The sequence below is a fragment of the Paraglaciecola sp. genome, assembly GCF_051252315.1.
Lineage (GTDB): Bacteria > Pseudomonadota > Gammaproteobacteria > Enterobacterales > Alteromonadaceae > Paraglaciecola.
Map to the genome: position 1 here is coordinate 1 of NZ_JBPOFP010000025.1, position 15,059 is coordinate 15,059.

The following is a 15,059-nucleotide window of genomic DNA, read 5'->3' on the forward strand; positions in this document are numbered from 1 at the left end:
AACATGGAGGTGGATACTTTATTTTGGTAATGTATCGACCATAAAAAACGGCCTCATTTGAGGCCGTTTTTTTGTTTGTCACTTGAATATATGAACTAGAAAATATTAACCAGAAACTTTTTCAAATCGATTTAATATTGACAGGCTCCCAAATCTTGTTATAAATCCAGCCAGATCACCTATTCAACGGATTTAAACTTTTGAACAAAAACATACTAACCAATGGAGTAGCCATATTATTGGTTGCCAGTGGATTTATATTAGAAAACCCAATTATTAAAACCGTAGGTTTATTTGCGCTATCTGGTGCGATTACCAACTGGGTAGCAATCCACATGTTGTTTGAAAAAGTACCTGGCTTATATGGGTCTGGCGTCATTCCAAATCAATTTCAAGATTTTAAAGCGGGTATTCGTAAATTAATCATGCAGCAATTTTTTACCGCCGAAAATATTCAACGTTTTATGGCAGATGGCCAACAAAAATTTGAATTAGATTTAGCGCCAATTATTAAAAAAGTTGACCTATCTCCCACCTTTGATTCACTGGTAGCGGTAATTCAAGCTTCCTCATTCGGCCAAATGTTAGGCATGTTCGGCGGAGTTGAAGCCCTTGAGCCACTTCGCCAACCTTTTATCGACAAGATGGGCGAATCTATCCAAGACATCAGCCAAAAACCTGAGTTTCAGGCCATCATGCAAGAGCAACTATCTCAACCTGAAATTCAAGACGACTTACAACTTAAAATTAGCAATATAGTAGAACAACGCTTGAACGAATTAACACCTAAAATGGTAAAAGATATCATTCAACAAATGATTAAAGAACACCTAGGCTGGTTAGTCGTTTGGGGGGGAGTGTTTGGGGGGGGGATAGGGTTAATAGCAGCTAGTTTGCAGGTTTAATCTCATTAGCCATTTCTTGCATAGAAATGGCTAACGCTTGGCCAATTTCATCTTTCATAAAAGCATACTTTTTATGCACGGTATGAAAAGTAGACGTAGTAAAAAGAGGTGCTAGGTTTAACTTCTGCACATCAAAAGGCACTTGTTGATCTTTACCTAATACATACACACCGTATTGTACTCGGTTTTCAGAAATCAATTTAGGGATAACAGACAAGTCATTGATTGCATAAAACGAAGCCGAAAGAGTGTTATCAAACCAAATATCAAGACCACTTTTAGAACTATCGGTAGCTGCAAATGTTTGTTTTGAATCAAACAAAACCTGCTGATTACATACTATTGAGGGTTTGCATAACAATACAAACACGCTATCCATTAATTTAGGCCTAATCTTTATCAGTTCATCATAACCTTTAAGTAATAAGTCACTATAAGCCACATCCCCATCCACCAACTCATTATTAACCGCTTTCAAATTTCGTAACGAAGGTTGCAGGATAAAACGAGTTTTAATATCCAATTTAAGGTAAGTTTTTTCAATAAGTGGAATGACTTTATTAACGATAACGGGATGATTAACATAAGAAAATGTCATGCTTTCAGGATAATCCTGAGCATTTAATTTGATAATATTTAGAGATAATAGCCCAATCAATAGAACAAGTATTTTTGACATAGTACTCCTGATTAGTTTGCCACCCGTGTATTACAGCAAAGCTTGCCACAAAGCCCTCCCCTTGCATATTAAACCTAAGTAGTATCCCGCCCATACTTATACTAGAGCTTTGGTTAACATGGACAAAGACAGGTTATTTCCATAGGCTGTTAAAAATCGAGACTTAAGGCGGCTGGGCAAGTAACAACAACTGATAACCACGAGTCCAAAGTTATTTTTAAGCAAAGCGATAAAATTAGGTTCAAAAAATGTTGACCCTCACCTTAGGTGATACTTCAAGATAATTTCGTTAGCGAATAACAACCATGAGTAATCAAAATTAATAATGGCTGAAAAAAACCAATACAGCGTTGGACAGTTAAGTAAATTAAGTGGAGTAAGTGTACGTACTTTGCATCTCTACGACGAAAAAAATTTACTGAAAGCCAAAAGGGGCAGCAACGGCTATCGTTTTTACAATAGTTACGATGCAGCGCTGTTGCAGCAAATTCTCATCTACCGACAAATGGATATGCGATTAGATAAAATTTCGGCCATCATAAATTCTGAGAACTTTGATTTGTTAAGTGCTTTGCAGACGCAACGCCAACTGCTAATCCAACGTCGAGAAGACACCAACAAAATGATTGAACGAATTGAGGCAACTATGAAAATGGCTAAAGGCGAAGAAAACCTAGATGTAATATTAAAAGGCCTACCACAGGCGAAAGTAGATGAGTGGAAAGCACAACTCAAACAAGGTGAAAACGGTGAAGAGTTTTACGAAGCGTACGGCAAGGTATCTAGTGATGAAATTCATGATATTAAACAAGACGCTGATGAATGGACTGAGAACTATATGAAAGTCACTCACCTGTCCGTCAGTGATGAAAATGTGCAGGCTCTAGCAAAACAAGCGTACATCATGATAAATAATATGCACTTCAAAACGGTTGATGATTTTAAAGGAGCCACCTACAAATTTCTAAAGATCGTTAACCAAGAAGGAAAAAAAGACAAGGTAGTGGTCGATATTTATGAAACCTATCAAAAAGGCATGGCCAAACACTACTTTGACGCCATGGATTATTTTGCTGAAAACTCACTTAAAGACAATGAAGCAGAATATATTCACTTAAAATAAAAAAGGACAAGGGCTGGTTATCTGCATGGGCTTTAAAGACACGGGATGTTCAAATTCCAATGCGACTGCATGTAACAACAACCTAGAAGCCTTCGAAAGCGTGGTTTCTGTGCCATATAAGTCACAACCTAAAATAGGATGTTGAATAGCTTGGCTATGAATTCTTAATTGATGGGTCCTGCCAGTAATGGGCGTGAAACTCACCCGAGTGCGATTAGGTTCATGCAGCCTCTCTAACACTCGATACTGGGTCTGGGCTGATTTACCGGTTTGTTGGCATATCTTCAAACGGGGAAAATTTGCTTTATCTTTTGAGATAGGAAAATCAATAACGCCTTCGTCATGAGTAACATGGCCGTCTAAGATGGCTTCATATCGTTTGGTGATGGTTCGGTTCTGAAATTGTTTGGTGAGCTGTGCGTTAATACCTTTATTTTTTGCCAATAAAAGTGCACCTGACGTACCAAAGTCTAACCTATGGGCCAAGGTGATCTCTGGGTAGGTTTGCACTAATCGAAAATGCACTGAGTCTTTATTTAGCGGATTTTTACCAGACAAACTCAGTAATTTACTTGGCTTATTGATCACCAGAATATGTTCGTCTTCAAACAAAATTTCTATTTGTTCAGCACAAACAGGTACTACAAAATCATCTTGAATTGGGCTATTCAAAGGCAATACTCATCATCGACACTTTTCTTCCAAATCAAAGCCTTCCACCCCAAATCATCCTAAACCAAGGCCTTCGCCCCAAAACTTTGGTAACCAAATCATTCTAAACCAATAAACCCGCCGGTTTGATGTTCCCACAATTTAGCGTAAATTCCGCCTTTGGCCAACAACTCAGCATGAGAGCCAGATTCAACAATACTGCCTTTATCTAATACTAATAACCGGTCCATTTGGGCAATGGTCGACAACCTATGAGCGATAGCCAATACGGTTTTGTTTTCCATAACTTTATTTAAACAGTGCTGAATAGCGGCTTCGACTTCTGAGTCCAAGGCTGAAGTAGCTTCATCCAATATCAGGATAGGCGCATCTTTTAACATTACTCTGGCGATAGCGATTCTTTGTCTTTGCCCACCAGAAAGTTTGACACCACGCTCTCCTACATGGGCATCGTAACCTGTTCGACCTTGAAGATCTGACAGGGTTTGAATGAACTCATGAGATTCGGCTTGTTTGGCAGCATTGAGCATGTCTTCTTCACTAGCTTCCAATCGACCATATAAAATATTGTCACGTACCGAACGATGTAATAACGAGGTATCTTGGGTGACCATACTAATGTTAGCGCGCAACGATTCTTGCTTTAACTGGCTAATATCTTGTCCGTCAATTTTAATACTGCCACTTTGCACATCATAAAAACGCAGCAATAAATTCACCAAAGTAGACTTGCCTGCCCCAGAACGCCCCACTAACCCCACTTTTTCACCGGGTTTTATTTTTAGATCTAGGTCCTTAAATACGCTAATAGGTATATCGCCCACTCCTTGATAACCAAAATTGACATTATCAAAATGAATCCCTCCACCTTGCATAGTTAACGCCTTGGCTTGTGGATGATCTTTGACTTCAACAGGTACCGATAAACTATTGATGCCATCTTGCACGGTACCTATATTTTCAAATAACGAAGACACTTCCCACATGACCCATTGTGACATTCCATTTAAACGTAAACATAGACTGACGGTAATGGCGATTTCGCCGGGAGTAACCAGTTCTAACATCCATAAATAAATAGCTAGTGCACTGATACTAAACACCAATAAGGCGTTACTAAACCAAACACAGCCATACAATACTGTGGCCAAACGCATTTGTGGATAGACACTTTTTAAAAAGCCAAACATGCCTTCTTTGGCATATTCTGCTTCACGGCTAGTGTGGGCAAATAACTTAACCGTAGTGATGTTGGTATAACTGTCTACGATCCGCCCTGTCATCATAGATCTTGCATCAGCTTGTTTTTGAGACACCCGTTTTAACTTAGGAATCAACACTCGCAATATACACAAGTACACCACAAACCAAATGATAAGCGGAGCGGTTAATCGCCAATCAGCAGTGAATACTAAAAACAAAATGCTCACAAAATACACACTGACATACACCATGATATCCAGCGTTTTCATTACCGTTTCACGCACTGCCAACGCAGTTTGCATGACTTTAGTGGCGACTCGCCCAGCAAATTCATTTTGAAAATATCCTAGGCTTTGGCCAATCACGTATCTGTGGGCTTGCCAACGTATTTTCATTGGAAAATTGCCCATTAAACTTTGATGAGACACCAAAGATTGGGTGATCACCAAAATAGGCAATATCAGCAACACTAATATTCCCATCCAAATAAGTTGTGATTGATTTTCAGCTAGAAACGTTTGGCGATCACTGGCTGCAAGTAAATCCACCAGCTGGCCCAAAAACCCAAATAACGAGACTTCCAAGGCAGCAATACTGGCGGCCAAAATAGACACAGTAAAAATTGCTGGCCACATACCTTGAGTATAGTGACGACAAAAAGCGACCAGTGTTTTAGGCGGCTGGGTTGGGTGTTCAGCCGGAAACGGTTTGGTTAACCGTTCAAAAAATGAAAACATAAAATATAAATAACTATCAATAAACAGTGTGGATATGATAACCCATGTAAACCTATACAGTTGTTATTTTTCTAGGTTTTTTACAGGAACGACTGTGACATTTCTAATGGAAGCCAAACGAAAATAGGTGAGTGAACGCCATACCCACTCAACAGGTCCATAGTTAAAATAACGCAACCACAATACTGAAAAACTAATTTGTACTAGCCAAACAACCGGAATAATCAGAAATACTTGGGCACGACTGACTTCTCCATATAAGCCTAAACCCCAACCATAAAACACCACACTTCCAATCACAGATTGAGCCAGGTAATTAGTTAATGCGAGTTTACCTACTGCAGCTAAATGGCTTTGGAGCTTAACAAACTGTTTTTTCAGCACTATCAAATGAATAGCCCCCACATAACCAGCTACCATAAATAAACTAGCAATGTGGTTAGGAATGCGCCCCTCAAATAACCCATAAGTGGCACTGAATCCATTTGCCCATGACATGTACAAACCCAAGCTTACAATCGGCGTACCCACAACCAATCCAAGGATACTCATTATGCGATAAAACCTTTCTGACTTTTTCCCTGTCAAAACACCCGTTTTATAGGCAGCCATACCAATCAACATCATGCCAAAAGAGCGGCTAAAACCATCTAATAATAGTCCTAACATAAACAAGTCTTGCCCAGCATTTTCTTCACTTTCATCAGTACCTAAGCGATTTTGCAGCTGCTCCAAATAACTACCTTGATAAATGCCTATTTCTTTAGCTATGGCTTCGCTGTTCGGCGCCCAATAACCCATCAACCAATCAAAACTATTTTGATCTAACTTAGCGATCGCTTCACTTCCGTTGACAAAATAAAGTATGGAACTGAGATAAATTCCCACACCCAATACCAACAACAATATGGCAGGCAGGTGGCGAAACAAGTAGACAAACAGTGCGCATACGCCGTAAATAAATAAGATGTCGCCGTCCCATAAAAAAATAGCATGAAGTAAACCAAATACGATTAACCATATATTTCTAACATAATGCAGTTTGGCTCCAGTCTGACCTTTTCGCTGTGCACTCTGAATGACAAGTAAAACACTGGCGCCAAATAATAAAGAAAATATGCCCATAAATTTCTGATCTGCAAAAACATGAGTCAAACTAAATATCGTCATATTTAAACTAGCATCGGGCATGTAAGCCAACGGATTGATATAGGCTGAAAATGGCATGGAAAAGGTCAAAAAGTTCATGGTTAACAAGCCCAATAAGGCAAAACCTCGCAGGGCGTCAATGGACTCAAAACGTTCTTTTTCTGGGTGTTCCATTTGAAATTAAATCCTTTTACAAAATAGAAGGGCAAGTCTAGCGACTTGCCCATTGAAGTGTTGTAACAATCATTTTTAAAAATGTTAGAAAATGTAAATCTATTCCTACAACCAGTCCTATCCCCCTCACCTACACCAGCAAAGTCTTAGATAAACTTAGTGCCTAACATCACCAACCAATACACACTTATGCCTACTTGTGCGATGAAAAATGCGAAACGAATTTGCACCGCGAGCACACTAGTAGAAAGAATATGAGTTAAAGCTTGGCCACAACGGGCGGCTAACAACCATAAGGCTAACCCATCAGTAATGTTTGAGGAATTAGTGGCTAGAGCAAGTATCATCACACCACAGGTAAAGGGAAAACTCTCCACCGCATTTGCTTGAACCCGTGTTAAACGTTGCCCTAGAGCAGGCACATTAGACCCATCAGATTTAAACTTGTTAGGAGCCATACTCTTGTTTAAAACCAATGAGGTACGATAAGCCCCTAAAAACACCAGCCAAAATACTAATAATCCTATATAACCCAAAACAGCAATAATAGTCGCGTTCATAATTTATCAACCCTAATAAAAACAGTTAAGCCAGTGTACAACTAGGATAATGAATCCGTCTATGGGTTTTGTGCATCTGCTTTTAGAAGTTAGAGGTTAGAAGTTAAAAAACTGAATGTTTATCAAGACGTTGAAATAAACAAATAAAACTCAGTGCACTGTGTCTGCGAACTATGTCTGCGCACTGAGTTTTTGCATTTGTCAGAGTTTGTAAATTATTACTCCTGTCTTAGAGCCTTAATTGGATTAGCTCGGGCCACTTGGGCGGCATTGCCACCTACAGTAACCCATGCCATTAATAACAAGCTTCCTCCGACCGCAATACAAATTGGCAATAACCAGCCAGTGCTAATCCGATAGGAAAACGACTCCAACCAAGTTAACATCACATAAATAGCAATAGGCCAAGCAACCACATTAGCGATTAACACTGGTTTGGAGAATTGCCACACTAATAAGGTAACTACATCTCTAATGCTGGCTCCCATTACCTTACGAATACCAATTTCGCGAATACGACGTTCAGTGGTATAGGCTGCCAACCCATATAGACCGAGACATGCAATAACAATGGTTAATATTGAAAAAGCAGAGAACATTTTGACCTGAATATCTTCTTCGGCATATTGTGCCTTCATCATTTGGTCTAAAAACTGCAAATCAATGGGTTGCATAGGCACTGTGGTTTTCCAGACATCTTCTACTTTTTTCATCAAGTCGCCAACATCTTGGGTTTTAAAAGACAAACTTGCTACACGTAATCGATTAGGATTTAGCGTATAAGCGGTAGCACGTACCCCAAACTTAATGGAACGAAAATATATGTCAGGTACCACTCCAACAATGGTCATTAAATTGCCATTACCCATGGCAGTATCTAAGGTTTTTCCTATTGCTTGTTCTGGTGAACTAAAACCATATTTATCAATAGCGGTTTGATTTAAGATCACGCTAGCACGGCCTTTTTCGCCTTCTTGACGACCCTCAAATTGGATCATGTCACTGCCATATTTTTCATCAAACAAACGACCAGCTAAAGGGGTAACCCCATATGCTTCGAAAAAACCGTAACCTGTATCATGATAGTTGAGCAATATAGAAGGGTTTTCACCTGTAACATGTTCACCATCGATTAAGGTAAATGTATTGTTGTTTTCGTTATCTTGAGTAGGCGTTTCAGACGAAAATACCACTGAAGTAATCTCGGGTAGTGTTAACAACTCATGCCTTAAACGGTCACGGTTATCTCCCGCTCTGCCAACACTAAGTACGAGTTTATCGTCGCTGACGTAACCTACGTCAACTGATTGCGCGAACATTGTTTGTGCGTAAATCACCGCAGTGCAAACTACTAAAGCTATTGAAGTAGCAAATTGAACAATAACTAATCCAGTTCTTAGGTGGGAAGCATTTGAAGACTCAGCCCCTTTACTCGATCGCAGTAAATCTGCCGGCAAAAAACGTGACAAAAACATAGCAGGGTATATTCCAGCGCCCAGACCAATCAACACACCAATAACCAAAAGTCCCACTAACAAGGTCAAATCAGAGAACAGCTCTAACTCTAGTTGTCGACCTAAGGCGAGGTTATACAACGGCAGTACTAGCTCCACTAACATTAAAGCTAAGATTAAAGATATAAAAACCAAGGCGACTGCCTCACTTAAAAACTGCACAACCACTTGAGATCGACTTGCGCCTAACACTTTCCGCATTGCCACTTCTTTCGATCTATGGCTGACTCTAGCCGTAGATAGATTCATAAAGTTGATACATGCAATGAGCAAAATCAAAGCTGCCACTATGGTAAAAGTTACAATCAGATTGTGATCACCCATGGGTGTTAAATCGCCCATGTTTCCAGCATCTTGTTTGGCTTTTAAGTGTAAATCTTCAAGGTGCATTAATTTATGTTGCATGTTGTCGCTAACGTTAGCTCCTGGTGCAAGCTCGCCAACATTTTTTAAGTACATGTCTAATAATGGGCTTTCATTATTCACCCAATAGGTGAGTCGTTCTTGCAGCTGCTCTATTTTGATACCCGCTCGCATTTTAAAATAGGTATATACGTTAACGCTGGTCCAAGTATTTAAGCCGGGATTATTCTCAACGATTTTAGGATCTATAAAGGCTAATAATCCGAGCTCTAGATGTGTTTCGTCTGGTAGGTTTTTAATCACACCTGTAACGGGTACTGGTGATGGTTGAGGGCCAACACAACACACTGTCATGATTTCACCCACTACATCGGTTTTACCAAAGTATTTAATCGCAATGTCTTCTGTAATGACCAAATCATAAGGTTTTTTGAAAGAGGCCTCAGCCGAGCCATGCACAAACGGTAAGTCAAAAACATTAAAAAAACTGCCATCAGCCAAAACTATTTGTTCCGCCAGTGCTGACTCATCTTTTCGTATTGTGGCCCCAAAGTGGATTAATCTAACCCCCTCTTCCACTTCATTGGTTGCATAATCCCGTACTGCTTCCATCATGTTGCCAGCAGAGCGCACTGTTTCAAATGGCGGATTGCCAGCGACATAATAAGCCGAATGCATACGCACAATACGTTCACTATCGGGTAGCCATTGGTCAAACCCCGTTTCTTCTCGAACAAACAGCATAATTAAAATGCAGCTCATCAAACCTAAAGCCAAACCAACAATGTTAATGGCTGAAAACATGCCATTTTTAATAATGTTGCGCCACGCTGTTATCAAATAATTTTTAAACATAATTTTGTCTCGTCATTAACCTAGCTCTTATGCCGCTCTAACACTTTCAGTGACAACTTTTCCATCAAATAAATTGATGGTGCGATTAGCAAAATCTGCATGAGCAGGGCTGTGTGTCACCATGACAATCGTAGTGCCGCTATTATTTAAAGAACGCAACATTTCCATCACTTCATGACCATGAGCACTATCTAAATTACCCGTCGGTTCATCAGCCAAAATTAATCCTTGGTTACCTACAACCGCTCTTGCCACAGCAACCCTTTGTTGTTGCCCTCCAGACAATTGACTAGGCATATGTTTTGAGCGATGGGCAATACCTACCATGTCCATTACCTCAGCTACTTTTTCTTTGCGTTCTTGTACTGGGATCTTGTGATATAACAAGGCCAGCTCAATGTTCTCGGCAACGGTCAATTCTTCAATCAAATTAAAGTTTTGAAAAATAAACCCAATATTATGTTTACGAATGACCGCGAGTTGTTTTTCTGAATATCCAGAGGTTTCTTCTTCATTAAAATAGTATTGCCCGTCACTTGGCGAATCCAACATTCCAATAAGGTTTAACAAGGTAGATTTTCCACAACCCGATGGCCCCATAATGGCGACAAATTCGCCACGGCCAATTTCGATATTGACGTTATTTAAGGCTACTGTTTCAACATCATCTGTACGATAAACTCTTGATAAGTTATGCAATTTCAACATTTTTATATTCCTTTTAAATTCTATTCTTTATTTTTAATTTAATTGTATGAGCTAGTTTAATTTGTGTGACTTAGTTCAACTTAAGCACTGTCATATCTTGGTAACTGGAATAAGGACTGGTGATCACTTGTTCGCCTTCATCTAATCCCTCAATCACTTCAATAAATCGACTATTTCGTCTTCCCAATCTCACATTTCGCTTCACAGCTTGATTACCCTCTTGAGTGACAACAAATAACCAGTTGCCACCTGTATCTTGATAAAATGCGCCATTAGGGATGAGTAAAGCTTGGCTTGCATCGCCTAAGGTCAACTTGGTTTGAATAGTTTGGCCACGACGTATGTCTTTAGGTTGCTGTTCTACAAATTTGAAATCCACTTCAAACTGGCCGTTTTGCACCTGAGGATATATTTTTGAAACCGTTAACGCGTAATCTTGAAAGGAAGCACTTTGACCTATGTCTACTCGTCCTAAATAAAACTCGTCAATATAGGCGGTGACTTTATAATCATTGGGCGTGTCTATTTGTCCTAAACGTTCACCTTTACCTATACTTTGCCCCACTTCAATATTGAATCCAGATAACGTGCCTTGCACTGGTGCTCTGACATTCATATTGTCCAAATTTTGTCTAGAAATAGCTAAGTTACCTTCCAATCTTTTGGTAGTACTTTTTAGAAATGTCAGTTGTTCCGATTGCATTTTAGTATCAGATTGTTGACTTTCTAAGGTCAGATCCAAACGACTTTGATACCAAGCTAATGTATCGCGAGTATCATCAAATGCAGACTGACTTACGGCACCGGTTTCAACTAAGGCCTGCTCTCTTGCCAATTGACGTGTTAACAGTTTGATTTGATATCTGATGTCTACTAAATTACGTTTATGCTGCAATCTATTTTGTTCTAAACTTAATTCAATAGAACGCATATTGTTTAGCTGTTCTGCTACCCTAGCTTCATTGCCAAGCACACTTAATTGTAAAGACGCATTTGATAACTCTACGATTAAATCACCAGCATCGAGTGCTGTGCCATCTTCCACTAATATACGTTCAACTCGGCCACCTTCTACTGCATCCAAATACACTGTTTTTGCTGGAGTGATACGACCTCGAACTGGAATGAAATCTTCAAATGTGCCTAATTGCACCTTAGAAATAGCAATACGTTCAGAGTCAACAAATAATGCTTTTCCGCCTTGTTGATTAATAAACCAATAACCTGCAAGAACTAATAGCACCAATAAAATAGGCCAAACAAACTTTTTAAAAGGATTGTTTTTGGTTGCGACTTTACGATCCATGCCCGCTCCCGATACAGCGCCTTTGGAAAGTGAAGCGACACCTTTGTTTTCTACCGCTTGTAATTTATCTGTATTGGTCGGTTTCAATGTCACTACCTTATAAATGTAAGAATGGCTGTTATTTATAAAACAGTATTACAAGTATCGTTCCAACTTTTATCTTACTGTTTTTATTAGACTTTATTACATCCAACGTATTTAACAACAATTAAACTGTACGAAAATGAACACTAGGTGTACGATATTCAACACTTGGGTTTAGGTGAAAAACGTATGACAACTGAAGGGCATATACTGGTTGTAGATGATGACTACGACATTCTGACAGCGGCGAAACTGTTACTAAAACAACACTTTAGCCAAATCACTATCTGTAACTCTCCGGATAACATTCCTGATTTATTGCTAAAAAATCAGTTTGATGCAGTGATGTTAGACATGAATTTCAGCCCAGGTGAAAGCTCAGGAAGTCAAGGGTACAACTGGCTTAAGAAAGTACTAGATATCAGCCCACAAATGGTTGTGGTAATGATTACTGCCCACGGTGGAATAGATGTAGCCGTAGAGGCGATGAAACTCGGCGCAACGGATTTTGTGACCAAACCTTGGCAAAATGAAAAACTGGTTGCCACTCTAACCACAGCCGTTTTGTTAGGCAAAACCCGTAACCAAGTGTCAGGCTTAAGGCAAACCAATAAACTTCTAGCGAAAGAAACCAATAACAACCAACAACAAGTCATGTTAGCGCAATCTGATGTGATGATGGGTCTGAACTCTCTCATCGAAAAATGTGCTCCGACAGACGCTAACGTGCTAATTTTGGGAGAAAACGGAACCGGTAAAGAGCTAGTAGCCAGAGCCTTACATGCTCAAAGTTTACGAGCAGATAGTGTGTTTATGTCTGTTGATTTGGGCGCTATGTCTGAAACATTATTTGAAAGTGAGTTATTCGGCCATAAAAAAGGCGCCTTTACTGGTGCCGCTCAAGAGCGAGTTGGGCGTTTTCAAGCGGCAAATGGAGGCACATTGTTTTTAGATGAAATAGGCAACCTGCCATTACATTTACAAACAAAACTACTCACTGTGCTAGAGCAAAGAACCATTACACCTTTAGGCAGTAATAAGCCAATTAATATCGATGTGAGGGTCATCACCGCCACCAATGCGAGTAAAATATTGTTGGCTGATGAGAGTCACTTTCGTCAAGATTTATTGTTCAGACTCAATACCGTTGAAATTAACTTACCTGCTTTGCGAGAACGACCAGAAGACATACCGCTTATAGCTGAGCACTATTTAACGTTATACAACAAAAAATACAATAAGCAGATCAGTTCGATTAACACTGATGCCCTTAATGCCATGCTAAATTATACTTGGCCTGGCAATGTGAGAGCATTAAGGCATGCTATGGAGCGGGCTGTGATATTAAGTAGCACCGAACAATTAACGGCTCAAGACTTACAACTTAATCAACAAACTGTGACTACAACCCAGTCTATACCTGAGCAAACTCACAAAGCAGAATCGACCTTAGCTGACACAAATAACGCTTCACAAACATTCAATTTAGACCAGCTAGAAAAGTCCACAATTGAGACAGTGCTGAAAAAGTATCGATACAATATTAGTCATGCAGCCAAAGCATTAGGTTTAACCCGTGCGACTTTATATAGGAGGATGGAAAAACATGGACTTTAAACGATTTTCGATTCTTATAGCCTTAAGAACAGGCTTAATCATTCTCAACTTAGTGATTTTAACCTATTTAGTTTCGGCTTCTGGTTACCATGTAACTTGCATAGTCGCTGTAGCTGTATTGCTTATCCAATGTTATTTATTGATTAGTTTTGTAACCAAGACAAATCAAGAATTAACCCGCTTTTTAGACGCTATTCGTTACGCAGATTTTGCCCAACGATTCGATATGGACACTTTAGGTTCAGGGTTCGGAGAATTAGGTAATGCCTTTGCGGAAATACTTGAGCGTTTCAACCAGCAAAGAACTAAACAAGAATCTCAACAAAGGCACCTTAAAGCCATAGTCGAACATGTACCTGTGCCACTCATCAGTATCCAGTCGAATGGTAATTTAACCCTTTGGAACCATGCAGCTCGCAAGTTATTTGGTGCTAATCATGTGACTAAACTAACCGACTTACAGTCCTTTGGACAAGAATTTGCAGAACATTTATCTAAAATAAAACCAGGAGAAAGGCGTTTAGTTAACTTTGCAATAGATGGTATGCAGTATCAATTAAGTTTATCCGCAACCAAGATAACCTTACCAGATAATCAAGAAACCTTAGTCAGTATGCAAGACATTCAAAACGAATTGGATGGCGCTCAACTTCAGGCTTGGCAAGATTTGGTTAAAGTATTAACTCACGAGATCATGAACAGTATTACCCCAGTCGCGTCGTTGGCAAATACCGCTGTCAGTTTAGTCAAAAATACTGAGCTTAAAACCAAAAATCAACCAGAGTTAGCTGAAGACCTGCAAGATATAAGCGACGCTGTAAATACAGTAGCAAGACGCAGTGATGGCCTGATCCAGTTTGTTGGCAGTTATCGTAAACTTACTCAATTACCTACCGCCAATAAAACAAACATTCGGTTAAAAACGTTAATTGATCACGTCACCACTTTAGCCAGCCAAGACTGGAAATCGAAAAATATAAAGCTTGATGTTCAACTCAGCCCAAGTGAATTAGAAGTAAGCGCAGACGCAGATATGTTGACTCAAGTATTACTCAACCTGTTAAAAAACGCAGAACAAGCTTTGTTAAATAAGCCTCAAGCTCAAGTAGGTATTAGCGCATTTTTGAACCCTAGAGGGCATGTTGTAATAGAGGTGTCGGACAATGGCACGGGTATTAATGATGAAACTGCTAGACAAATATTTGTGCCATTTTTTACCACAAAACAAAACGGTTCAGGCGTCGGTTTAGCTCTCACCAGACAAATCATGTTAGCACATAACGGCAATGTAAAATATATGACTAATTCTAAAGGTGGAGCGACCTTTAGTTTACGATTTTAGGAGATAATTGCAGTGCAATCACGTCCAATAAATAAAAAAGAGTGGTTACCTTTATTAAAAAGCTAACC

The 15,059-nt window shown here is 39.5% G+C and carries 12 protein-coding genes; 4 read left to right on the forward strand and 8 right to left on the reverse strand.

The genetic code is table 11. The features are described from left to right. Window positions 1-200 precede the first annotated feature (200 nt). Window positions 201-905 carry a DUF445 domain-containing protein gene (locus tag ACSHXM_RS06855; protein WP_435688004.1) on the forward strand — a complete coding sequence of 235 codons (705 nt, stop codon included), beginning with the start codon at window positions 201-203 and terminating at the stop codon, window positions 903-905. Here ACSHXM_RS06855 and ACSHXM_RS06860 read toward each other — a convergent pair. After that, window positions 889-1,584, reverse strand: coding sequence for a hypothetical protein (locus tag ACSHXM_RS06860; RefSeq protein ID WP_435688005.1), 696 nt, complete (start codon window positions 1,582-1,584; stop codon window positions 889-891). The two genes, ACSHXM_RS06855 and ACSHXM_RS06860, sit on opposite strands and share 17 nt — an antisense overlap. A 325-nt stretch (window positions 1,585-1,909) precedes the next feature. Here ACSHXM_RS06860 and ACSHXM_RS06865 point away from each other — a divergent pair, with 325 nt between their 5' ends. Beyond that, window positions 1,910-2,707 carry a MerR family transcriptional regulator gene (locus ACSHXM_RS06865; RefSeq protein ID WP_435688006.1) on the forward strand — a complete coding sequence of 266 codons (798 nt, stop codon included), beginning with the start codon at window positions 1,910-1,912 and terminating at the stop codon, window positions 2,705-2,707. Here ACSHXM_RS06865 and ACSHXM_RS06870 read toward each other — a convergent pair. From ACSHXM_RS06870 to ACSHXM_RS06900, 7 genes are all read right to left on the reverse strand, one after another. Further along, window positions 2,699-3,379, reverse strand: coding sequence for an RluA family pseudouridine synthase (locus ACSHXM_RS06870; RefSeq protein WP_435688007.1), 681 nt, complete (start codon window positions 3,377-3,379; stop codon window positions 2,699-2,701). The two genes, ACSHXM_RS06865 and ACSHXM_RS06870, sit on opposite strands and share 9 nt — an antisense overlap. A 98-nt stretch (window positions 3,380-3,477) precedes the next feature. Further along, entirely contained in the window at window positions 3,478-5,319 is a 1,842-nt protein-coding gene (locus tag ACSHXM_RS06875) for an ABC transporter ATP-binding protein (RefSeq protein WP_435688008.1), read from the reverse strand. A gap of 63 nt (window positions 5,320-5,382) precedes the next feature. Continuing rightward, window positions 5,383-6,642 carry a DUF418 domain-containing protein gene (locus ACSHXM_RS06880; RefSeq protein WP_435688009.1) on the reverse strand — a complete coding sequence of 420 codons (1,260 nt, stop codon included), beginning with the start codon at window positions 6,640-6,642 and terminating at the stop codon, window positions 5,383-5,385. 146 nt (window positions 6,643-6,788) lie between these two features. After that, complete coding sequence (locus ACSHXM_RS06885; RefSeq protein ID WP_435688010.1) at window positions 6,789-7,202, reverse strand: MAPEG family protein; 414 nt, start codon at window positions 7,200-7,202, stop codon at window positions 6,789-6,791. A 218-nt stretch (window positions 7,203-7,420) separates the two neighbouring features. Then, a complete protein-coding gene (locus ACSHXM_RS06890) occupies window positions 7,421-9,934 on the reverse strand; it encodes an ABC transporter permease (protein ID WP_435688011.1) in 2,514 nt (837 codons plus the stop codon). Window positions 9,935-9,961: 27 nt separating this feature from the next. Continuing rightward, on the reverse strand, window positions 9,962-10,642 hold the full coding sequence (locus tag ACSHXM_RS06895; RefSeq protein ID WP_435688012.1) for an ABC transporter ATP-binding protein: 681 nt from the start codon (window positions 10,640-10,642) through the stop codon (window positions 9,962-9,964). A 70-nt stretch (window positions 10,643-10,712) separates the two neighbouring features. Then, window positions 10,713-12,035, reverse strand: coding sequence for an efflux RND transporter periplasmic adaptor subunit (locus ACSHXM_RS06900; RefSeq protein ID WP_435688013.1), 1,323 nt, complete (start codon window positions 12,033-12,035; stop codon window positions 10,713-10,715). A gap of 147 nt (window positions 12,036-12,182) precedes the next feature. Here ACSHXM_RS06900 and ACSHXM_RS06905 point away from each other — a divergent pair, with 147 nt between their 5' ends. Next, window positions 12,183-13,649, forward strand: coding sequence for a sigma-54-dependent transcriptional regulator (locus ACSHXM_RS06905; protein ID WP_435688014.1), 1,467 nt, complete (start codon window positions 12,183-12,185; stop codon window positions 13,647-13,649). Next, complete coding sequence (locus ACSHXM_RS06910; protein ID WP_435688015.1) at window positions 13,639-14,991, forward strand: sensor histidine kinase; 1,353 nt, start codon at window positions 13,639-13,641, stop codon at window positions 14,989-14,991. The genes ACSHXM_RS06905 and ACSHXM_RS06910 overlap by 11 nt, the downstream gene beginning before the upstream one ends. Window positions 14,992-15,059 lie beyond the last annotated feature (68 nt).

What these genes read in the sequence shown, in the direction of transcription:
- ACSHXM_RS06860 (WP_435688005.1), bottom strand. Translation starts at nt 1,584, where the DNA reads ATGTCAAAAATACTTGTTCTATTGATTGGGCTATTATCTCTAAATATT.
- ACSHXM_RS06865 (WP_435688006.1), top strand. Translation starts at nt 1,910, where the DNA reads ATGGCTGAAAAAAACCAATACAGCGTTGGACAGTTAAGTAAATTAAGT.
- ACSHXM_RS06875 (WP_435688008.1), bottom strand. Translation starts at nt 5,319, where the DNA reads ATGTTTTCATTTTTTGAACGGTTAACCAAACCGTTTCCGGCTGAACAC.
- ACSHXM_RS06880 (WP_435688009.1), bottom strand. Translation starts at nt 6,642, where the DNA reads ATGGAACACCCAGAAAAAGAACGTTTTGAGTCCATTGACGCCCTGCGA.
- ACSHXM_RS06885 (WP_435688010.1), bottom strand. Translation starts at nt 7,202, where the DNA reads ATGAACGCGACTATTATTGCTGTTTTGGGTTATATAGGATTATTAGTA.
- ACSHXM_RS06890 (WP_435688011.1), bottom strand. Translation starts at nt 9,934, where the DNA reads ATGTTTAAAAATTATTTGATAACAGCGTGGCGCAACATTATTAAAAAT.
- ACSHXM_RS06895 (WP_435688012.1), bottom strand. Translation starts at nt 10,642, where the DNA reads ATGTTGAAATTGCATAACTTATCAAGAGTTTATCGTACAGATGATGTT.
- ACSHXM_RS06910 (WP_435688015.1), top strand. Translation starts at nt 13,639, where the DNA reads ATGGACTTTAAACGATTTTCGATTCTTATAGCCTTAAGAACAGGCTTA.